This is a genomic window from Stenotrophomonas sp. 80084_Sma (genome assembly GCF_056481995.1).
The window spans coordinates 3242722-3264363 of the sequence record NZ_CM151177.1; the positions used below are offsets into that span (position 1 = coordinate 3242722).

Below are 21642 nucleotides of genomic sequence, written 5' to 3' on the forward strand. Positions count from 1 at the left end.
GGGAGACACGGCATTGTAGGCGCAGGCAACAGCCTCCCCCTGCGGCCGGCGGTCGCAGTCTTCATCGGGTTGGCATACGATCCTCCTGAATACCCATTCATACATTGATCTGGATCAAGGCTGTTTGAAGTAGTCGGTCACATCATTCACCCCGTAGACCACCCTTCCCGCCACCTGCAACGGCACTATCCAACGAGGTAGCCAGGCCATGATTGATCAGACAGTCGTAGAACTGTCGCGGCTGCAATTCGCTCTGACCGCGATGTACCACTTCCTATTCGTCCCGCTCACGCTTGGCCTGTCCTTCATGGTGGCCATCATGGAGAGCGTGTACGTGATGACCCGCAAGCAGGTCTGGCGGCAGATGACCCTGTTCTGGGGCACCCTGTTCGGCATCAACTTCGCCATCGGCGTGGCCACCGGCCTGGTGATGGAGTTCCAGTTCGGCATGAACTGGTCGTACTACAGCCACTACGTGGGCGACATCTTCGGTGCGCCGCTGGCCATCGAAGGCCTGATGGCGTTCTTCCTGGAAGCGACCTTCATCGGCCTGTTCTTCTTCGGCTGGAAGCGCCTGAGCCCGGTCAAGCACCTCACTGTGACTTGGCTGATGGCGCTGGGCACCAACCTGTCGGCGGTGTGGATCCTGATCGCCAACGGCTGGATGCAGAACCCGACCGGTGCGGTGTTCAACCCGGAAACGATGCGCATGGAAGTGGTCGACTTCGCTGCGGTTCTGCTGAACCCGGTGGCCCAGGCCAAGTTCGTGCACACCGTCAGTGCCGGCTACGTGACCGGTGCGATCTTCGTGATGTCGATCAGCGCCCTGTACCTGCTGCGCAACAAGCATCGGGACATGGCCCGCCGTTCGTTCGCGGTGGCCGCAGCCTTCGGCCTGCTGTCCTCGCTGTCGGTGGTGGTGCTGGGTGACGAGAGTGGTTACGCCGCCAGCGAACACCAGAAGATGAAGCTGGCCGCGATCGAAGCAATGTGGGAAACCGAGCGTGCACCGGCCGACTTCACCGCCTTCGGCATTCCCAACCAGGACACCCACCAGAACGACTACGCGGTGAAGATTCCGTACCTGATGGGCCTGATCGCCACCCGTTCGCTGGACCAGCCGATCCCGGGCATCCTGGAACTGGTGGAGCGTGCCGAGCACCGCATCCGCGGCGGCCAGATCGCCTATGGCGCACTGGAACGCGTGAAGAAGAACCGGAACGACCTCGAAGCACGCGAGATGTTCGATCGCCACTGGCAGGATCTCGGCCACGGCCTGCTGCTGAAGCGCTACCGCGAAGACATCCTCAACGCGACGCCGGAGGAAATCTCCAAGGCCGCGATGGATACCGTCCCGCGCGTGGCCCCGCTGTTCTGGACCTTCCGCATCATGGCGGGCCTGGGCTTCTACCTGATCGCCTTCTTCGCACTGGCGTTCTACTTCTCGTGCCGCAACAACTTCCAGGACAAGCGCTGGTTCCTGAAGCTGGCCGTGTGGTCGCTGCCGGCACCGTGGATCGCGATCGAGTGCGGTTGGTTCGTCGCCGAGTACGGCCGCCAGCCGTGGGCGGTGGATGGTGTGCTGCCCACCTTCTACGCGGCATCGGGCCTGGCACTGCATGAAATCCTGACCACGCTGGCGGTGTTCACCAGCTTGTACACGGTGCTGCTGATCATCGAGATCAAGCTGATGCTGAAGGCGGTCCGCAAGGGTCCGGACGACATCCTGCCCTCGCTGCAGGCCGATATCCGCCCCGCTTCCCCCAATGCAGTCGCCCCCGGCCAGGCCTGAGGCAGGAGAATCCAGATGGAATTCATTGCACTTGATTACACCACGCTCCGCGTGATCTGGTGGCTGCTGCTCGGCATCCTGCTGATCGGCTGGGCCGTGATGGATGGTTTCGATCTTGGTGTCGGCACGCTGCTGCCGTTCGTGGCCAAGACCGATGAAGAACGCCGGCTGGTGATCAACACCGTCGGCCCGGTGTGGGAAGGCAACCAGGTCTGGCTGGTGCTGGGTGGTGGCGCGATCTTCGCCGCATGGCCGCCGCTGTATGCGGTCAGCTTCTCCGGCTTCTACCTGGCGGTGTTTGCGATGCTGTTCGGGCTGATCCTGCGCCCGGTCGGCTTCAAGTACCGCAGCAAGCTGCCGTCCAAGCGCTGGCGCGACAACTGGGACCGCGTGCTGTTCATCGGCGGCCTGCTGCCGGGCCTGATTGCCGGCGTCGCCGTGGGCAACGTGCTGCTGGGTGTGCCGTTCCACTTCGATGACACCCTGCGCGTGACCTACACCGGTTCGTTCTTCGGCCTGCTCACCCCGTTCGCGCTCATCGCCGGCCTGATCAGCGTGGCCATGCTGGTTTCGCATGGTGCGGCCATGCTGGTGATCAAGACCGACGGCCCGGTGGCCGAACGAGCCGCACGTTACGGCAGCGTCGCCGCCATCATCAGCTTCGTGCTGTTCGCTGTCGCCGGTGCCTGGGTGGCCTTCGGCCTGCCGGGTTACCAGATCACCTCGCAGGTGGTCACCGATGGCCCGACCAATCCGCTGCTGAAGACCGCCGAACTGGGCACGGCCGCCGGTGGCTGGCTGCGCAACTACAGCTCCATGCCGGCGACGCTGGTGTTCCCGGTGCTGGGCCTGCTGGGCGCACTGGCCAGCGCGGTACTGCTGCGCGCACGTCGTGGTGGCCTGGCCTTCATCGCCTCGGGCGCCTCGATCGCCGGCATCATCCTGACCGTCGGCTTTGCGATCTTCCCGTTCCTGCTGCCGTCCTCCAGCCAGCCCACCTCCAGCCTGACTGTCTGGGACAGCTCGTCCAGCCATCTGACGCTGTGGGTCATGCTGCTGGCCACGGCCATCTTCCTGCCGATCATCATCGCTTACACCACCTGGGTGTACCGCGTACTGAAGGGCAAGACGACGGTCGAGGAAATGGGCGACAACCCCAACGCTTACTGATTGCCGGTGTGCCGGCCCACGGTCGGCACATCCCTTGAACATAGGAGATTGACCATGTGGTATTTCGCCTGGATTCTCGGTGCCGGACTGGCCTCGGTCGTGGCCATCCTCAACGGGATGTGGTTCGAAGCGCGCGAAAGCGCCCGCACCGACAACGACGTGCATTGAAACTGTAAAAAAGGGTTGCCGACAGGGCCTTCACACGGTATCTTAGGCGGCTCCTTCGGGGTGTAGCTCAGTCTGGTAGAGCGCTACGTTCGGGACGTAGAGGTCGCAGGTTCGAATCCTGTCTCCCCGACCACTCAAGTGGTCGCATTGAAGCCTGGTGAAGTCGTCCAGGCTTTTTTGTTCCCTGAAGTGGCACTGCTTCGGCAGTGTGAAGAAAACAGCATTCACCCCTTGCCGCCATCGGGGTGAATCGCTAGAATAGGCGGCTCCCTTCGGGGTGTAGCTCAGTCTGGTAGAGCGCTACGTTCGGGACGTAGAGGTCGCAGGTTCGAATCCTGTCTCCCCGACCACTTCGGTGGTCACCAAGAAGCCTGGAAGACATCACTGTCCTCCGGGTTTTTTTGTATCAAGCGCCAGGCCGCCCGCGTGACGGGACCTTGCCGCGCAGCGCACGTACAATGGCCGCGCTGCCGGCCCTCCTGCAGCCCCCACCCCCACCTGCCGCTTCGGCGTAGACCGATGCCGGCGCTGCATGCCGTTGCTGCGGCGTGCGACACCTGCAAGGACCACCGATGAGTTCCTCCCCTTCCGATTCGCCGTCGCTGCTGCACGGCCGTGTCCTCGCGTTTGCCGCGATCCTGCTGGCAGCGGTCAACCTGCGCACTGCGGTCACCTCGATCACCCCGCTGCTGGACGTGCTCGGCCAGCAGTTCGGCTTCGGCACCACCATGACCGGCGTGCTGGGCATGCTGCCGACTGCCTCGTTCGCGCTGTTCGGCGTGGCCACGCCGGCATTGGCGCGGCGCCTGGGCCTGGAACGCACCACGCTGCTGGCGATGGTGATGGCGATGGCCGGCCTGCTGCTGCGTTCCAGCGCCGGCAACGTCGGCACGCTGCTGCTCGGTTCGGTGGTTGCACTGGCCGGCATGGGCATCGGCAACGTGGTGGTGCCGCCGCTGGTGAAGCGCTATTTCGCCAACAAGGTTGGCACCATGAGCACGCTGTACATCAGCGTGCTGCAGCTGGGCACGATGCTGCCGGCGCTGCTGGCAGTGCCGGTGGCGAATGCTGCGGGCTGGCGCGTGTCGCTGGGCATGTGGGCGCTGCTGGCGCTGGCCGCCGCCCTGCCGTGGCTGCTGCTGGCCAGGCGCGCACCGAAGCCGCAGGCCGACGCCACCGATCCCACCGCACAGCCGCACGGCAAGGTCTGGCGCACGTCGCTGGGCTGGAGCATGACGCTCATGTTCGGCATGACCTCGCTGATGACCTATTCGATGTTCACCTGGCTGCCGCGCATCGTGGTCGAGGCCGGTGGCACGCCCGCGTTCGGCGGCGTGATGGTCGCCGTGTTCTCGGCACTGGGCCTGCTGCCGTCGCTGGTCATTCCGTCGATGGCGGTGCGCCTGCAGAACCCGTTCCCGCTGGTGCTGATCGGTTTCTTCTCGTTCGTGATCGCCTTCACCGGCCTGCTTGTGGCCCCGATGAAGGCGCCGCTGCTGTGGGCCTGCCTGCTCGGCGTCGGTCCGTCCACCTTCCCGCTGGCGCTGACCCTGATCAACCTGCGCACCCGCACCCCCACCGGCTCGGCCGCGCTGTCCGGGTTCATGCAGGGCGTGGGCTACAGCTTCAGCTGCCTGGGGCCGTTCCTGGTCGGCTGGCTGCACACCGTCAGCGACGGCTGGACGATCCCATTCAGCTTCCTGTTCGGCTGCGCCACCCTGATGCTGTGCGCCTCCTGGGTGGCCTGCAAGCCGCGCAAGCTGGAAGACCTCTGGTAAGCCACGTGGGGCCTCGCAACCGGCCCCACCTACCGCTCGTCAGCCCGTCTGCGCATTTTGACGCCGGGCTGACAATTCCGGGCGGATAGTGCCCACGAATGCCCATCCTTGCCGCGTGCCGGCATCGGGCATGGGGGCGGCAGCGCCGCCCAGGCCACCACTCGGTGTGCGGGGGACTCTCGTTTCAGACAAGACATTGCAGGTCGCTGTCCTGGTTTCGCCCATCCCTGCTGGATGGGAGTTCGCGAGGGGAGTGACGCAGGCCACGGCCATCCCAAAATCTGGCATGTGATGTGCGTCACATTTTTCAGGTTGTCTGGTTCGGAAGCCAAGGGGGTCCCCAATGGTTGTCCACCGCCGGCTGGCGCTCTGCGTCGGCCTTGCCTGTACCGCCCTGGCCTGGGCCAGCAGCGCTGCCCCGCCTGACCGCGAGGCGGCCCTGGCCGAGATCGGCCGCTACCGCGACCAGGCCCGTTGGCTGGATGCGCTCGGCGCGATCGAGCGCGCCAGCCAGCAGCAGCCCAACGACGACCTGCTGTTCAAGCTGCGCGTCCTGACCCTGGGCGACATCGGCAATGCCTGGCGCGCCTGGGAGCTGTACCAGCAGCGCCCGCAACTGTTCGACGCTGCTCAGAAGCAACGCATCGAAGGCGACTACCTGGCCAAGCTGGTGGTCTGGAGCCTGGCCTACAGCAGCAGCGAAGACAGCCGGCTGGAAGAAGCCGAATCGACCCTGGCGCGCATGCAGCGCTATCTGGGCAGCGAAGGCACCCCACCTGTGCAGGCGCCATTGCGCATCCGCATGGACCGGCTGATCCTGCTCAACCGGCTGGGCCGCCATGCGCAGGTGCGAGAGGAAGCCCGCGCACTGCAGGCTGAAGGCCATGCCCTGCCCGACTATGTTCTGCCTGCGGTCGGCGATTCGCTGATGGGCACGCTGCATCCGGAAGAAGCCATTCCGGTGCTGCAGGCGGCCGTCGCAGGCGATCCGACGCGCGACGCCTCGCATTCGGAACTGGCTTACGCCTACCTGGAAAGCGAGCAGCAGGAAAAGGCCGTCGACCTGCTGCAGGCGTGGCGCGACAAGGAACCTGCCTGGCGCTGGAGCAACGGCAAGTCGCCGTATCCAAACTGGTCGCGCTACGAAGCCGACCTCAACCTGGCGATGGTGCGCGCCTACAGCGGTGACCTGCCCACCGCGCAGCGCGATCTGGAATCGATGGTCGACATCGCACCGGGCAACGGCGGCCTGCAGAGCGCGCTGGGCAGCGTGTACATGATGCGCGGCTGGCCACGCAGGGCGCTGCAACGGCAACAGATGGCGCATGCGCTGGACCCGCGCGACATCGAGCCACGGCTGGGCATGCAGGAAGCCTACGTCGCCCTGCAGCGCGATGACCTGGCGCGACCGCTGCACGACGATCTGGTCGCGCGCTACCCCACCCAGCCCGCCGTCGAACGCATGGACCAGGCCTGGCGCGCGCACCGCGGTTGGCAGCTGAAGGCATGGACCGACATCGGACGCAGTTCCGGCGGTGGTGGCACCTCGCCACTGGGCAACGACGACCGCCGCTATGGCATGGAAGTCCAGACACCCGTACTCGACGATCGCTGGCGGCTGTTCGCCTTCGCCGACCGGCGCTCGGTCGATTTCCAGGACCAGCGCATCGACCCGCTGTGGCTGGGCGCGGGCGTACGCTACCGATTCGGCCGTCTGGATGCGGAAGCTGCAGTGCTGCGCGCCAACGACCACATCGGTGATACCGGCCTGCGCGTCGGCGCGGGCTGGCAGTTCAACGACCACTGGCATGCCGGACTGACCGCCGCACGCAATGATCCGGATGCATCAATGCAGGCGCGCGTGGCCGGCATCACTGCCGACAGCGTCAGCGCGCAGGTCGACTACCGGCGCAGCGAACGCACGCACTGGATGTTCGGCGCCAGCCGCTTCCGCTACGACGATGGCAACCATCGCGAACTGTTCAGCACCCGCGTCGAGCAGCGGCTGCTGACACGCCCACGGTGGCTGATCGATGGCCTGGGCAGTGCATACACCAGTCGCGGCAGCCGCGATGATGCTCCCTACTTCAACCCGAAGCGTGATCGCATGGTCGAGATCGGCCTGCGCATCGACCAGCAGCTGTGGCGCCACTACGAACGCCACTTCCGCCACCGGCTGACCGTCTCGCTGGGCGATTACTGGCAGGACGGCTTCGGCAGTGCACTGGTGCCATCGGTGTCATACATGCACGAGTGGCAGCTGGGCCAGGGCCGCGTGTTCGAGTATGGCGTGCGCTGGTCGCGGCCGGTCTACGACGGCCATCGCGAACGCCATATCGGCTTCGAAGCCGCACTGCGCTGGGGAGACTGACATGACCCGCATCCTGCGCCTGATCGTGCTCCTGCTGCTGTCGGCTGCGCCGCCGGCCTTCGCGCAGCAGGCCCTGCATCTCGATGCGATCGACAACGGCCTGCTGATCCTCAGCTACCACGACATCCGCGACCAGGTCGCAGCCAAGGGGGATGCCGATACCTATGCGGTGAGCACGCAGAACTTCGCCGCCCATCTGGACTGGCTGGGGGCACACGGTTACCACCCGGTGTCCCTGTCGCAGGTGATCGACGCCTCCCGGGGACGCGCCACGCTGCCACCGAAACCGGTACTGCTGACCTTCGATGACGGCCTGCGCAGCGTCTACGACAAGGCCTTCCCGTTGCTGCAGGCTTACCGCTATCCGGCGCTGGTGGCGGTGATCACCGACTATGTGGACATGGCACCTGGCCGCACCATCGACTATGGCTACCGGCCGTTCGGCCGCGACGACTTCATCACCTGGGCACAGCTGAAGCAGATGCACGACAGCGGCCTGATCGAAGTGGCCAGCCATACCGACGACCTGCACCACGGGGTGCTCGCCAACCCACAGGGGAACTCCACCCCGGCTGTCGTGACCCGCGTTTACAACCCCGCCACGCGCAGCTATGAGAGCGAGGCGCAGTACGCGCAACGCCTGCGCGCCGATCTCTCGCGCAGCGTGCAGCGCATCGAGCAGCATCTGGGCGTGCGCCCGCGCGCCATCGTCTGGCCATACGCGGCCTACAACCAGTTGAGCAACGACATCGCCGAGCAGCTGGGCATGCCGGTGTCCTTCGATCTGGAGGGCCGCAGCACGCCGGTGGCCAGCGACCTGCATGGCCTGGCGCGCTTCCTGGTCAGCGACAACCCGACCGTGGAGGGGCTGGCCTACGAGCTGCGCCGCGACGTCGCGCTCGATGGCATCCGTGCCCTGCAGATCGACCTGGATGATGTCTACGACCCCGAGCCCGCACAGCAGGCGCGCAATCTGGATGCACTGATCGAGCGGGTCAAGCGCATCGCACCGACGCACGTCTACCTGCAGGCGTTCGCCGATCCGGACGGCAACAACACCGCCGATGCACTGTACTTCCCCAACCGCCACATGCCGATGCGCGCGGACCTGTTCAGTCGCGTCGCCTGGCAGCTGAAATCGCGTGCGGGGGTGAAGGTCTACGCATGGCTGCCGGTACTCGGCTTCGAGCTGCCCGACCCGGTGCAGCGCAAGGCGCTGGCGATCCGCAACGGCGATGCCGATGGCATGTACCGGCTGGACTTCACCAATCCCCAGGCGCGCCAGGTCATGCTCGACCTCTACGAGGATCTGGCGGTCAACTCCTACTTCGAGGGCCTGCTGTTCCATGACGATGGGTACCTGCGCGATACCGAGCTGCCCACGCTGGCGGCCGGCGATGGGGGCAGCGCACGCACGCAGGCGTTGATCGACTTCACCCTGGCGCTGCGCAACAGCGCGCAGCGCTGGCGGCCGAAGCTGGCCACGGTGCGCAACCTGTACGCGGAGCCGGTGCTGCGCCCGCAGAGCGAAGCCTGGTTCGCGCAGCGCCTGGACCTGTTCAACAAGGCCTACGACCAGACCGCACTGATGGCGATGCCGTGGATGGAAGGCAGCAAGCATCCGGAACGCTGGCTCGACCAGCTGCTGGCCGCGGTGCGTGCACATGACCCACAGCTGCAGCACACCCTGTTCGAACTGCAGACCGTCGATTGGCGCAGCGGGCAACCGATTCCTGCCGAGCGCCTGCGCGCGCAGATCCGCCAGCTGCAGGCGCAGGGCGTGCACCACTTCGCCTGGTACCCGGACGACTTCATCGCCGACCAGCCCTCCACCCGCGATGCCCGCGCGGCAATGTCCGCCGGCAACTTCCCGTACCCGGAGAAGTGACATGGACATGCATCCGTTGCTGCAGGTCCTGTTCCAGTTCGCCTTCTACTACCCGATGGTGATGGCATTCTTCTGGATGTCGGGTGGCCTGTATTACTACTTCCGGCGCGAACGCCATTCGCGCCCACGCAACGACCCGCCTCTGATGGTCGATCCACCGTTCGCGAGCCTGCTGATTCCCTGCCACAACGAGTCGGCAAACCTCGACGACACACTCGGCGCGGCGCTGGCACAGCGCTACCCGGCCGACTATGAGGTGATCGCCATCGACGACGGCAGCAGCGACGACACGGGTGCGCGGCTGGACGCCCTGGCGGCAAAACACCCACGGCTGCGCGTGCTGCACCTGGACCGCAACCTCGGCAAGGCCAATGCGCTGCGCATGGGGGCGCTCGCCGCACGCTCGGAATACCTGGTGTGCATCGACGGCGACGCGATGCTGGAAGAACACGCGCTGCACTGGATGATCTGGCACCTGGTCTGCGGCAACCGGGTCGGCGCGGTCACCGGCAACCCGCGCATCCGCAACCGCTCCACCCTGCTCGGACGCCTGCAGGTGGCCGAGTTCTCCTCGATCATCGGCATGATCAAGCGCGCGCAGCGGGTGTACGGGCGCATCTTCACCATCTCCGGCGTGATCGCCGGCTTCCGCCGCACCGCCCTGCACCAGGTCGGCTGGTGGTCCGATGACATGGTGACCGAAGACATCGACATCAGCTGGCGCCTGCAGCGCGCGCACTGGGACATCCGCTACGAACCCAACGCACTATGCTTCATCCTGATGCCAGAAACCCTGAAGGGACTGTGGCGGCAGCGGCTGCGCTGGGCCCAGGGCGGCGTGGAGGTGATGCTGCGCCACGCCCGCTCGCTGCTGCACTGGAAGGAGCGGCGCATGTGGGGCGTACTGCTGGAGTACGTGCTCAGCGTGATCTGGGCCTACACCATGTTGTTCATCGTGGTGCTGTGGGCGCTGGGCAAGTTCATCGAACTGCCCCCGCAACTGCATATCGCCAGCCTGCTGCCGGAGTGGCATGGCGTGATCCTGGCCCTGGTCTGCCTGCTGCAGTTCGCCAGCAGCCTGATCATCGACCGTCGTTACGAAACACAGATTGGACGCAACTACTTCTGGGTCATCTGGTACCCGATGGCGTACTGGTTGATCAGCCTTTCCACCACCCTGGTGGCGTTGCCGAAAACCCTGCTGCGCCGTCGCAGCAAGCGCGCCACCTGGACCAGTCCCGATCGGGGGATCCGATGAACGCACAACGCCCGTCCAACCGCTTCGACTCGCGGATGATCCGCAAGCCGCATCGCCAACCACGCTTCCAACGCACCGCCTGGGGCTTCGTCACCCTCGCGTTCTGGGGGTTCTACTTCTACCTGTGGGCCCCACTGGTCACCCTGGTGTCGTGGCTGGTCGGCGGCCAGCTGGCCTGGCAGCAGCTGTACGAACGGCAAAGCCAGTTCGACCCCTATGTGCTGGTGGCGTTGCCGCTGATGCTGCTGTGCGCCAGCGTACTGCTGATCGGCTGGGCCGAGTACAACCGCGCGCGCTTCCGCGGCCACGAACGGCGCCTGCCGCGGCCGCTGGCCAGCCTCAACGAAGTGGCCGCCGACCTGGGCGCCAGCACCGGGCTGGCCGAGCGCCTGCTGGGCTGCAAGGCCGCCACGCTGCACATGGACGATCACGCGCGGCCGATCGGCATCCGCCGCGAGGTGCTGTAACTCGATTGCCCTGGGTGCCGACCCTGGTCGGCACTTGCTTGGTAGATGCCGACCTTGGTCGGCGTTCTCTCTGGTGGGTGCCGACCTTGGTCGGCACCGGGGGCTACCGCGAAGAGCATCCACGCATGGCGTGGATCTACTTGCGGGTCTGCCCTTCCCCGCGCACGACAAATCGTTCGACGGTGAGTGCCTCCAGCCCCATCGGGCCGTACGCGTGCAGGCGCGTGGTGGAGATGCCGATCTCGCTGCCCAGGCCCAGCTGGCCGCCGTCGGAGAAACGCGAGGACGCATTGACCATCACCACCGCCGAGCGCAGCGCAGTGACGAAGCGCTCGGCGTTGCCCGCGTCTTCGGTGGCGATCACTTCAGTATGGTCGGAGGTGTAGGCACGGATGTGCGCAATGGCAGCGTCGAGATCGTCAACCACGCGTACCGCCAGCACCAGATCAAGGAACTCGGCGGCATAGTCGTCTTCAGTGGCCAACATGCTGCCCGGCAGCAGCGGCTGCGCCTGCGCATCGGCGCGCAGCTGCACGCCGCGCTCGCCGAGCGCCTGCGCCACGCGCGGCAGGAACGCTTCGGCCACCTCGCGGTGCACCAGCAGCGTTTCCAGAGAGTTGCAGGCTGCAGGGCGGCTGCACTTGCCATCCACCAGCAGGTCAATGGCCTTGCCGAGGTCGGCGCTGGCATCCACGAACAGATGGCACACGCCCTTGTAATGCTTGATCACCGGCACCCGCGCATGCTCGGCGACGAAGCGGATCAGGCCTTCGCCGCCACGCGGAATGGCCAGGTCGATCAGCTCATGCAACTGCAGCAGTCCCAGCATCGCTTCGCGGCGCAGGTCGGTCAGCACGGTCACCGCAGCCGGCGGTACGCCGTTGGCCTTCAATGCGCCGGACAGCGCCTGGGCGATGGCGGTGTTGGAGTGGATCGCCTCGGAACCGCCGCGCAGGATCACGCCATTGCCGGCCTTCAGGCACAGCGCGGCCGCTTCGGCGGTCACGTTCGGGCGGGCTTCGTAGATCATCGCGATCACGCCCAGCGGCACGCGCACCTTCTGCACCCGGATGCCGTTTGGACGCACATCGTCGCGGGTGATCTGGCCGACCGGATCGGGCAGCGCGGCGACCTCACGCACGGCTTCGGCCATCGCGAACAGGCGTGCCGGGTCCAGCGCCAGGCGGTCGAGCATGGCACTGCCAACGCCCTTATCGCGCGCGGCAGCAAGGTCACGCGCATTGCCGGCCAGGATCAGCCCGGCATTCACTTCCAGTGCCTGCGCCATTGCCAGCAGCAGCGTGCGGCGCGCCGCACTGTCGAGGCCGGCAACGATCTGGGCCGCGTCACGGCAGGCACGCGCCTGCGCTTCGATTTCGCTCATCGGGGTGTCCTTCAAACCGGTCATGGCAGCACCAGATCGTCGCGATGGACGACACTGCCACCGTAGTTGTAGCCCAGCACGGCCTCGATGTCGCGCGAATGGCGACCGGCGATCCGGCGCACATCATCGGCGGCGTACTGGCTGACACCGCGGGCGATGCAGACACGGCCCTGTGGTGCATTCCAGCACACCTGCACCATATCGCCACGCCGGAACGCGCCCTCCGCACCGGTGATGCCACCGGGCAGCAGCGAGGCGCCCTTCTCACGCATGGCCTGTGCCGCACCGGCATCGATCACGATCGCGCCTTCGGTCAGCGGTGCATGCCGCAGCCAGTGCTTGCGGGCCGCCTCGCGGCTGCGCGCGGCGTGGATGCGGGTGCCGAACAGGCGGTCCTGCGCCAGTGCACGCACCACGTCGCTGCTGCGGCCGTTGAAAAGGTAGGTCTCGATGCCGAGACGACCCGCCTTGGCCGCCGCCTCAAGCTTGGTCCGCATGCCGCCGGTACCGGCGCGCGACCCTGCGCCGCCGGCCATCGCCAACACCTCGTCACTCAGTTCCGGCACGTCGTGCAGTGGCCGCGCATCGGCCACGGTGCGCGGATCCGCGCTGTACAGGCCGTCGATGTCGGTGGCAATGAACAGTGCATCGGCATCGACCAGCGCGGCCACGGTAGCGGCCAGGTTGTCGTTGTCGCCGAGCTTGAGTTCGTCCACCGACACGGTGTCGTTCTCGTTGACCACCGGCAACGCGCCGAGCCGCAGCAACTCATTGAGCGTGGCGCGTGCGTTGAGGTAGCGGCGGCGGTTGCGCAGGTCGTCGTGGGTCAGCAGCACCTGCGCCACGGGGCGCTCGAAGAAGCGCTGCCAGAGCCCGATCAGCTGGGCCTGACCGAGCGCGGCCAGGGCCTGCCGCGCCGCCATCGCCGCACCGGGTTCATCGGCCCGCGGCAGGATCGCGCGCCCCGCCGCAACCGCACCGGAGGAGACGATCACCACCTCACGCCCGGCCAGTACATTGGCCGACACGAACTGTGCCAGGCCCAGCGCGTGGCGAGGTGACAGGCCGCCGCCATCGGCAGCCAGCAGGCTGCTACCGACTTTCAGCACCGCACGCCGCCACGGCGGCAGCGCTTGTTCGGGGAACGGCGAGGCGACGTGGGCAGCGTGCTGGATCATCGGTCAGGCTCTCAGCGGGTGTTCCATTCGTGCACGGTCAGCGCGGAGGCCTGCATCGTCACCAGCGGATCGGTGGCGACGATGGCCTGCGCCTGCGCCAGGCTGTCCACGTTGCACAGCACATAGGCGCCACCGCTGCCATCGGCAAAACCGCCGGTCAGCTGCAGCTTGCCCTGTGCCTGCAACGCATCGAGAAAGTCACGGTGCGGCTGCACGGCGGCGGCGTTGAAATCGGGCCGGCGCATGGCCAGCACCAGGTAGACGGTGCCGGCCATCAGGACAGCGCCTGCCAGCGCGCGTGCAGTTCGTCCAGGCGCAGGTCGGCGGCCGAACCCGGCGATACGCGTGCGGCCAGGCTGCCTTCCGGGGTACGCCCCTGCCCTGCGCTGTCGGCACCGGCAGCAGCAGCCTTGTAGGCCTCGCGGAACGGCACACCGGCCACGGCCGCTTCCACCGCCACATCGGTGGCGTACATGCCCGAGTCGATTGCCGCGCGAACCTTGTCGTCGCGCCATTCCAGGTTGGCCAGCAGCGCCGGCAGCAGTTCCAGCGCCGACAGGCCGCGACCGAAGCCGTGGAAGATGGCGCCCTTGGACGACTGCAGGTCGCGGTGATAGCCCGACGGCAGCGACAGCAGCTGCTCGATCTCGGTACGCGCGGCGGCGACGCTGGCGTGGGTCGCGCGCATCAGCTCGATCACGTCCGGATTGCGCTTGTTGGGCATGATCGAACTGCCGGTGGTGTACTGCGCCGGCAGCGCGACGAAGCCGAACTCGGCGCTGGTGAACAGCGACAGGTCCCAGGCAATGCGGCGCAGGTCCAGCGTGGCGCCGCCCAGCGCTTCCAGCGCGGCCAGTTCGAACTTGCCGCGCGACAGCTGCGCGTAGATCGGCGAGATCTGCATGCGGGCGAAACCGAGCGCGGCCGTGGTGTGCTCACGGTCCAGCGGCAGGTTCACACCGTAGCCGGCAGCCGTGCCAAGCGGATTGGCGTCGACCAGCGCATGGGTGTCGCGCGCGCGGATGGCGTTGTCGATGAAGGCCTCGGCCCAGCCGGCCCACCACATGCCGGCCGAGGACACCACGGCACGCTGGATGTGGGTGTAGCCGGGGATCGGCAGATCCTTCTCGGCCTGCGCACGGTCCAGCGCGACCTTGGCAACCTCGGCGCTGAGCTGGGCCACACGCTGCAGCTTCTCCTTCAGCCACAGGCGGGTGGCGACCAGGATCTGGTCATTGCGGCTGCGGCCGGTGTGGATCTTGCGGCCGGCATCGCCGAGACGTTCGGTCAGGCGCGCTTCGATCGCCGAGTGACCATCTTCGTACTGCGTGTCCAGCACGAAGCGGCCTTCACGGAAGTCCTGCGCCAGCACGTCGAGCTCGCGCAGCAGGCCGGCCAGTTCATCGGCGCTGAGGATGCCGATGTGCTGCAGGCCCTGTGCATGCGCGGTGCTGGCGGCGATGTCGTGCAGGAAGAATTCGCGATCGAGGATCACGTCATCGCCGGCGAGGAAGGTCTGGATCTGGGCGTCGACGGCGACGCCGGGCTTCTGCCAAAGAAGGTCTGCCATGGGGGCTCCGGAATACGTGTTCAGTGCGGGATCGACGTCAGTTCGTCGATGCCCAGCGCGAGGTTGAGGTTCTGCATGGCCTGGGTGGCCGCGCCCTTCAGCAGGTTGTCCAGGGTCGCCACCACCACCACCCGCTTGCCGCCCGGGGCCAGGGTGAAGCCACCGACCTGCGCACCGTGGCGGCCGGCGATGCGGCTGACCCACGGCGCTTCATCCACTACCTCGATCAGCGGTTCGCCCGCATAGGCCTGCTGGAAGCGCTCGACGATCTGTTCGCGGGTCTGCACGCGGTTCAGCCACAGGTTGGCGGTGAGCGTGATGCCGCGGAAATGCGGCGCGACATGCGGCATGAATTCAACCGCCACGCCCAGCTGGACCGACACTTCACGCTCGTGCACGTGGTTGGTCAGCGCATACGGCATCAGGTTGTCGGCGAGCAGTTCGACGTTGTTCTTGTCCGACGGCGTGGTGCCGGCGCCGGAATAGCCGGACACACCGAAGCACTGCGGCGGGCCGGCCAGCAGGTCCAGCAGCGGATGCACCGCCAGCTGCATCGCCGTGGCATAGCAGCCCGGGTTGCTGATGTGCTTCTGGCCGTTGTAGCGGCCTCGGGTCAGCTCCGGCAGGCCGTAGTACCAGCTGTTGTCGAAGCGGTAGTCGGCCGACAGGTCGACGATGACGGTGTCCGGCTTCGCCGCTTCCAGTGCGGCCACGAACGGTGCGGCCAGGCCGTTGGGCAGGGCCAGGATCACCGCGTCCACGCCCTTGGCGGCCACGGCGTCGGCGTCCAGATTCTCGTACTGCAGCTCGCCCTGGAACTCCGGATGGTGGTCGGACAGGCGCTGCCCCGCGCGTTCGCGCGAGGACACGAAAGCCAGCTTCAGCCGCGGGTGTGCGGCCACCAGCTTGATCAGCTCGGCACCGGTATGGCCACGGGCGCCGACGATGCCCAGGGTGAAAGTCGAATCGTTCATGCGTGGCTGTCCAGGCGGTACTGCAGGTGGCGCTTCACGCCCTGCCATTCCGTATCGATGATGGAGAAGATGACGGTGTCGCGCGGCGTGCCGTCGGCGTGCCGCTTGTGGTTGCGCAGCACGCCGTCCTGCTTGGCGCCGAGGCGGGCGATGGCGGTGCGCGAGGTGAAGTTGAACCAGCTGGTTTCCAGCACCAGGCTGATGCAGCCCATGGTTTCGAAGGCGTGCTGCAGCAGCAACAGCTTGGTTTCGGTGTTGACGCCGGTACGCTGCACGCGCGGTGCATACCAGGTGTAACCGAGGCTGAGCTTGGGCACGCCGGCATCCAGGTCGTAGAAGCGGGTGGTCCCCACGATGTCACCTGCCGCATCGAGGATCACGAACGGCAGCACCTTGCCTTCCACCTGCGCCTGCAGCGCGGCCTGCACATAGTGCTCGACCCGCTCCGGCGAAGGCACCTGGGTGTACCAGAGCTGGTCCAGGCCACTGCCCTCCACGGCGGCGCGCAGGCCAGGCACATGCTCGGGCTGCAGCGGCTGCAGTGTCACGTGCTGGCCGCGCAGGGTGGGAATCGTAGTCCAGTGATCGGAATGGTCCATCATTCAGCCCTGCAGGCTCGGTGCGCGCTGGGCGCAGTGGTCGACATAGGTGCTGATCCGGTCGATGCCATCGGCGCCGTACCAGAACACCTTCCAATGGCCCTGCTTGTAGCAGCCATCGGATTCAGCATAGTAGAAGTGATTGATCGGGTTGCCATTGCGCGAACGCCAGAACAGCTGCGGCGTTTCATCCCGCATCACGTTCCACACCGCGCGGCCGAGGCCTTCACCCTGTGCATCATCGAGCACGGCGAACTTGTCCAGGTACACGCCCTCGGCTTCGTCAGTGAGGATCACCGCGGTGCGGTAGTTCTCGCTGACATAGGCGCGCAGCAGCTTGGTCTTCTGGAAATAGTCAGGCACCAGCGTGCGGCCGAAGCTGGATTCGATCAGGCCCTTCAGCCGTGGCAGGTCCAGCTCGTTCCACGCGGTGGCGCGCAGCACCTTCTCGCCCTTGCGCACCAGCGTGCCCGAGCCCTTGTGGGTGAACAGTTCCTTGGCCAGGTCAGCCGGGCGCGTGATGGACACCGACGATTCCAGCGGCAGGCGGTCGAGCAGATCCTTGATCTGTTCGATCTTCACCTTCATGCCACCGTGGATCCACGGCTGCGCGATCAGGTGGTCGTACTCGGTGGACAGGTTGATCGAATCGATCACGCTGCCCTGCTCGTCCAGCAGGCCGCCGGTGCCGGTCAGGAAAATGATCTTGTACGGCTGCAGCTCCTGCACCAGCTCGTTGGCGGCGAAGTCGGCGTTGACGTTAAGGATCTGGCCACCCGCGGTTTCGCCCAGGCTGGTGATGACCGGGATCGAGCCGGCGCGCAGGCTGGCCTCGATCGGCGCCAGGTTGACCTTCTTCACCTCGCCGACCAGGCCGTAGGTGTCCACGCCCAGGTACTCGGCTTCGAACACGCCGCCGGTGATCGAGGTGGCACGCGCGCCGTTCTGCTGCAGGGCTTCGACCAGGCGGAGGTTGGACTGCTGGAACACCCGGCGCACGATCGCCAGTGCCTCCGGCGAGGTCACGCGCAGACCGTTGACGGTCTGCTTTTCGATGCCGGCGGCCGACAGTTCGGCATCCAGCTGCGGGCCGGCGCCGTGCAGCACGATCGGGGTCAGGCCGACTTCCTGCAGGAACGACAGCGAAGAGGTCAGCGCGTCGAGATCGTCGCGCAGCACCGCGCCGCCGACCTTGACCACGGCAAAGCGCTTGGCGTCCAGCTGCGAGAAGCGCTTGAGGTACTGGCTGATCTCCTTCGCGCTGGCCATGCTGGAAAGCAGGCGCACGATGGTCTGGCGGGTCTGGCGGTGGGGCTGGAGGGCAGGAGACATTTCGGTTTCGTCACAGGCGGCGGTCGCCGCGTTGCAGTTCCACCCGGCCAGGGCCGGGCGGCGTTGTAGAGTCGATCAGGCGCCGGCGGCGATGATGCGGTGCACGGCGTCGGTGTAGCGCTGCAGCTGCTCCAGCGTCACGAACTCATCGGCGGTGTGGGCCTGGGCGATGTCACCCGGGCCGAACACCAGCGTGGTGTAGCCGCCGGCCGAGAACAGCGAGGCCTCTGTCCAGAAGTCCACCGCGTTGCCGATCGGCAGTTCCAGCGCATCGGCCACGTCGCGTGCCAGCAGGCGGCGGTTCTCGGCCTCGGCGATGTCACCGGCCGGCAGGCTGGGGCCACGGAAGGTTTCGGTGAACAGTGCGGCTTCCGGTTCGGCAAAACCGGCGAAGGTCGCCAGCAGGCCATCGATGTCCATCGACGGCAGCGGACGGAACCCGAACCGCACTTCGGCGGCCGGTGCAATCATGTTGGCCTTGATGCCACCTTCGACGCGACCGATGTTGAAGCGCAGGCCGGTGAGGCCGCCGAAGCGCGCCGAGGCCAGCGATTCCACATGGTCCAGCGCACGGTTGCCCCAGCGCATGGCCTGATGCAGTGCGCTGGCGGCCGCATCCTGCTTGCCCGAGGCATGCCCGGCGCGACCGGAGAACTGCATCAGCACCGAGCTGATGCCTCGGTGCGCCAGCACCGCTTCGCTCATGGTCGGCTCCGCCACCAGCACCGCTTCATATGGCAGGCCACGGGCCAGGAACGCGGCTATGCAGCGCGGATCGTTGGCTTCTTCGTCGCTGGAGAACAGGAACGCGGCATCGCCATCACTGGCGTTGGCCGCGGCCACCAGTGCAGCGGCGGCGCCCTTGATGTCACACACGCCCAGGCCGACCACACGGTCGTCCAGACGCCGCATCACGTGCGGGTCGGCACTCCAGCGCGGCGAATCCGGCACGGTATCCAGATGCACGTTGAACAGGTACTTCGGCGTACCACGCACGGCGTACAGGCTGACCGCACCGGCGCCATGGTCGATCACCTCGACGTTGAAGCCGGGCAAGTTCGCGCGCAGGTAATCGAAGATGCCACCGGTGGTGATCGCACGCGGCGGGTTGCGGGTGTCGAAGGACACCAGGGCCTGCAGGTGATCGAGCGTCTGTTCAAGCATGTGTCTGAATATCCGTAGGGTTCGAAATCGGTAGTGCCGGCCGCTGGCCGGCTCCGCAATGATCCAGCCGTGCCACGAGCCGGCCAGCGGCCGGCACTACCCTCCATTGACGTTGCGAGGCGCCGGCCAGCGGCCGGCACCCCCGTCACAGGTCAACCGCGATTGACCTGCGCATAGACAGTGGAGCTCATTCCGAACAGCTTGATGAAGCCCTCGGCCTCCTCCACGCCCCAGTCGGCCGACTGCGCGTAGGTGGCGCCCTTGGTGTTGAGCAGGTGCGGCGACTTCACCGCCACTGCATCGACGCGGCCGCCGCGGGTTTCCAGCACCACTTCGCCGTTGACCTTGGCCTGCGAGGACTTCAGGAAGGCCTCGATGTCGGTCTTCAGCGGGTCGTGGTAGAAGCCTTCGTAGACCAGCTCCACCCACTTGCGCGCCACGTCCGGCTTGAAGCGGTTCTGCTGCTTGGTCAGCACGGCATCTTCCAGCGCGCGGTGCGCGGCCAGCAGCGACACCAGGCCCGGGGCCTCGAACACGATGCGACCCTTCAGGCCGATCACGGTGTCGCCGGTGTAGACACCGCGGCCAACGCCGTACGGGGCGAACAGCTTGTTGAGCTGGGCCAGGATCTGGTCGCCCGGCAACGCCTTGCCGTTCAGTTCGACGGCTTCGCCCTCGACGAACTTCAGGGTCACGTTCAGCGCCTGCTCCGGCCACTCGCTGCGCGGTGCGCACCAGCCACGGGCGCCCTCGCCCGGCGCTTCCCAACGGTCGATCTCGCCGCCGGACATGGTCAGGCCCAGCAGGTTCTCGTTGATGGTGTAGGCCTGCTGCTTGGCGCGCACGCCGAAGCCGCGCTCTTCCAGGTACTTCTGCTCGTAGGCGCGGGTCTGGGTGTGTTCCTTCTGGATCTCGCGGATCGGCGCGATGATCTGGTAGTCACCCAGGGCCTTCACCGCCAGGTCGAAGCGGACCTGATCGTTGCCCATGCCGGTGCAGCCGTGGGCGATGATGTTGGTGCCCAGTTCGGCGGCACGCTTCAGCGCGGCATCAACGATCAGGTAGCGGTCCGAGACCAGCAGCGGATACTGGCCCTGATAGCCTTCGCCTGCCCACACGAACGGCTTGACGAAGCCTTCCCAGATGGCCGGGCCACCGTTGACGGTGACATGGCTGGCCACGCCCAGTTCGGCGGCGCGCTTCTCGATGAAATCGCGCTCTTCATCATCCACGCCGCCAGTGTCGGCGAACACGGTGTGCACGTTGTAGCCGCGCTCCTGCAGGTACGGCACGCAGAAGCTGGTATCCAGGCCGCCGGAGAAGGCGAGAACGACGTCTTTGTTGCTCATGGGGATCAGGTCCACTTGGGGGATGGGAATTCGGTAGAGCCGACCGCTGGTCGGCTGAAATGTTGGATGCGTCGCTGCGGGAGCAGCCGACCAACGGTCGGCTCTACCCCTTGTTTGATTCAGCGCCCGGCAACCGCCGCCATGATCGCCTTCTGCACGTGCAGGCGGTTCTCGGCTTCGTTGATGGCGATGCACTGCGGCGAATCCATCACCGCGTCGGTCGCCTTCACGTTGCGGCGCAGCGGCAGGCAGTGGCTGAACACACCGTTGTTGGTCAGCGCCATCTTCCGCTCGTCCACGATGAAGTGCTTGAACTGGTCGCGGATCGGCTTTTCCGGTTCCCAGTTGCCGAAGAACGGCAGCGCGCCCCAGCTCTTGGCGTAGACCACGTCGGCACCGGCGTAGGCGCTGTCGATGTCATGGCTGATCTTCAGCGAGCCGCCGCTCTCGGCCACGTTCTGCTCGGCCCAGCCCATGTAGCGGTCGTCGAGGATGTAGTCGGCGGTCGGGCACAGCAGGGTCACGTCCATGCCCATGCGGGTAGCGATGGTCAGCGCCGAATTGGCGACTGCGGTGTTCAGCGGCTTGGGGTGGTAGGTCCAGGTCAGCACGTACTTCTTGCCGCGCAGGTCCTGGGTGCCGAAGTGCTCCTGCAGGGCCATGATGTGGGCCAGCTCCTGGCACGGGTGGGTGATGGTCTCCATGTTGATGACCGGCACCGGCGAGTACTTGGCGAAGCTGTTGAGGACGATGTCCTGGCGGTCGTAGGCCCAGTCGATGAACTTGGGGAATGCGCGCACAGCGATGATGTCGCAGTAACGGCCCAGCACCTTGGCCACTTCAGCGATGTGCTCTTCGGTATCGCCGTCCATCACCGTGCCGAGGTTGAACTCGATCGGCCACGCATCCTTGCCCGGCTGCAGCACCACCGCGTGGGCACCCAGCTGGAACGCACCCAGTTCAAAGCTGGTGCGGGTGCGCATGGACGGATTGAAGAACACCAGCGCGATCGACTTGCCCTTGAGCTGGTCGCCGAGCTTGTTGCGCTTGAACAACGCGGCCTGGGTCAGCAGCGCGTCGAGCTCGCTGCGGCTCCAGTCCTGGGTGTTCAGGAAGTGCTTGGGGGACATCATCTTTCCTTGCGTAGCGGCGCCGGGTTCGACGCGGTGGAAGGGAAAACAGGAAGCAAAGGTGGTACGA

Annotated in this window: 18 protein-coding genes and 2 tRNA genes; 10 read left to right on the plus strand and 10 right to left on the minus strand. The window is 66.4% G+C overall.

The annotated features are described in order from the left end of the window. The first annotated feature begins 208 nt into the window (after positions 1 to 208). The 10 genes from ACZK3W_RS15065 to pgaD all read left to right on the plus strand — a co-directional run bounded on the left by ACZK3W_RS15065 (position 209) and on the right by pgaD (position 10892). Positions 209 to 1792: a cytochrome ubiquinol oxidase subunit I gene (locus tag ACZK3W_RS15065; RefSeq protein WP_032129413.1), complete on the plus strand. Its 1584-nt coding sequence runs from the start codon at positions 209 to 211 to the stop codon at positions 1790 to 1792. Between the two features lie 15 nt (positions 1793 to 1807). Continuing rightward, entirely contained in the window at positions 1808 to 2962 is a 1155-nt protein-coding gene (gene cydB, locus ACZK3W_RS15070) for a cytochrome d ubiquinol oxidase subunit II (RefSeq protein WP_049401140.1), read from the plus strand. 54 nt (positions 2963 to 3016) lie between these two features. Further along, a complete protein-coding gene (cydX, locus tag ACZK3W_RS15075; protein WP_032129411.1) occupies positions 3017 to 3130 on the plus strand; it encodes a cytochrome bd-I oxidase subunit CydX in 114 nt (37 codons plus the stop codon). A gap of 56 nt (positions 3131 to 3186) precedes the next feature. Next, a tRNA-Pro gene (locus ACZK3W_RS15080) sits at positions 3187 to 3263 on the plus strand. Between the two features lie 140 nt (positions 3264 to 3403). Next, positions 3404 to 3480: transfer RNA gene (locus ACZK3W_RS15085), tRNA-Pro, on the plus strand. Positions 3481 to 3702: 222 nt separating this feature from the next. After that, a complete protein-coding gene (locus tag ACZK3W_RS15090) occupies positions 3703 to 4908 on the plus strand; it encodes a CynX/NimT family MFS transporter (RefSeq protein WP_032129410.1) in 1206 nt (401 codons plus the stop codon). Positions 4909 to 5251: 343 nt separating this feature from the next. Continuing rightward, positions 5252 to 7279: a poly-beta-1,6 N-acetyl-D-glucosamine export porin PgaA gene (pgaA, locus tag ACZK3W_RS15095; protein ID WP_197616052.1), complete on the plus strand. Its 2028-nt coding sequence runs from the start codon at positions 5252 to 5254 to the stop codon at positions 7277 to 7279. A 1-nt stretch (position 7280) separates the two neighbouring features. Further along, the gene (gene pgaB, locus ACZK3W_RS15100; protein ID WP_032129408.1) at positions 7281 to 9167 is read left to right on the plus strand and encodes a poly-beta-1,6-N-acetyl-D-glucosamine N-deacetylase PgaB; all 1887 of its coding nucleotides are present in this window, start codon (positions 7281 to 7283) and stop codon (positions 9165 to 9167) included. 1 nt (position 9168) lies between these two features. Beyond that, positions 9169 to 10425 (plus strand): poly-beta-1,6-N-acetyl-D-glucosamine synthase, encoded by a 1257-nt coding sequence (gene pgaC, locus ACZK3W_RS15105; RefSeq protein WP_197616053.1) that lies wholly within the window; start codon positions 9169 to 9171, stop codon positions 10423 to 10425. Then, positions 10422 to 10892, plus strand: coding sequence for a poly-beta-1,6-N-acetyl-D-glucosamine biosynthesis protein PgaD (gene pgaD, locus ACZK3W_RS15110; protein WP_197616054.1), 471 nt, complete (start codon positions 10422 to 10424; stop codon positions 10890 to 10892). The genes pgaC and pgaD overlap by 4 nt, the downstream gene beginning before the upstream one ends. A gap of 136 nt (positions 10893 to 11028) precedes the next feature. On the opposite strand, the gene ACZK3W_RS15115 is transcribed toward pgaD, so the two are convergent. The 10 genes from ACZK3W_RS15115 to ACZK3W_RS15160 all read right to left on the minus strand — a co-directional run bounded on the left by ACZK3W_RS15115 (position 11029) and on the right by ACZK3W_RS15160 (position 21572). Continuing rightward, a complete protein-coding gene (locus ACZK3W_RS15115) occupies positions 11029 to 12300 on the minus strand; it encodes a glutamate-5-semialdehyde dehydrogenase (protein ID WP_049423951.1) in 1272 nt (423 codons plus the stop codon). Continuing rightward, positions 12297 to 13454 (minus strand): glutamate 5-kinase, encoded by a 1158-nt coding sequence (gene proB, locus ACZK3W_RS15120; RefSeq protein ID WP_049401148.1) that lies wholly within the window; start codon positions 13452 to 13454, stop codon positions 12297 to 12299. The genes ACZK3W_RS15115 and proB overlap by 4 nt, the downstream gene beginning before the upstream one ends. 11 nt (positions 13455 to 13465) lie before the next feature. Next, the gene (locus ACZK3W_RS15125) at positions 13466 to 13729 is read right to left on the minus strand and encodes a YciI family protein (RefSeq protein ID WP_032129404.1); all 264 of its coding nucleotides are present in this window, start codon (positions 13727 to 13729) and stop codon (positions 13466 to 13468) included. Beyond that, positions 13729 to 15024 carry an argininosuccinate lyase gene (argH, locus tag ACZK3W_RS15130; protein ID WP_197616055.1) on the minus strand — a complete coding sequence of 432 codons (1296 nt, stop codon included), beginning with the start codon at positions 15022 to 15024 and terminating at the stop codon, positions 13729 to 13731. Before argH ends, ACZK3W_RS15125 begins: the two co-directional genes overlap by 1 nt. A 20-nt stretch (positions 15025 to 15044) precedes the next feature. Then, positions 15045 to 15998 (minus strand): N-acetyl-gamma-glutamyl-phosphate reductase, encoded by a 954-nt coding sequence (gene argC / locus ACZK3W_RS15135; protein ID WP_032129402.1) that lies wholly within the window; start codon positions 15996 to 15998, stop codon positions 15045 to 15047. Further along, positions 15995 to 16597, minus strand: a complete 603-nt coding sequence (locus ACZK3W_RS15140; protein WP_197616056.1) for a GNAT family N-acetyltransferase — start codon at positions 16595 to 16597, stop codon at positions 15995 to 15997. Before ACZK3W_RS15140 ends, argC begins: the two co-directional genes overlap by 4 nt. A gap of 3 nt (positions 16598 to 16600) precedes the next feature. Further along, positions 16601 to 17929, minus strand: a complete 1329-nt coding sequence (locus ACZK3W_RS15145; RefSeq protein ID WP_049423943.1) for an acetylglutamate kinase — start codon at positions 17927 to 17929, stop codon at positions 16601 to 16603. Positions 17930 to 18004: 75 nt separating this feature from the next. Continuing rightward, positions 18005 to 19093, minus strand: a complete 1089-nt coding sequence (locus tag ACZK3W_RS15150) for an acetylornithine deacetylase (protein ID WP_197616057.1) — start codon at positions 19091 to 19093, stop codon at positions 18005 to 18007. 152 nt (positions 19094 to 19245) lie between these two features. After that, a complete protein-coding gene (locus ACZK3W_RS15155; protein WP_049401153.1) occupies positions 19246 to 20442 on the minus strand; it encodes an argininosuccinate synthase in 1197 nt (398 codons plus the stop codon). Positions 20443 to 20561: 119 nt separating this feature from the next. Continuing rightward, positions 20562 to 21572 carry an N-acetylornithine carbamoyltransferase gene (locus ACZK3W_RS15160; RefSeq protein ID WP_032129398.1) on the minus strand — a complete coding sequence of 337 codons (1011 nt, stop codon included), beginning with the start codon at positions 21570 to 21572 and terminating at the stop codon, positions 20562 to 20564. Between the last annotated feature and the right edge of the window lie 70 nt (positions 21573 to 21642).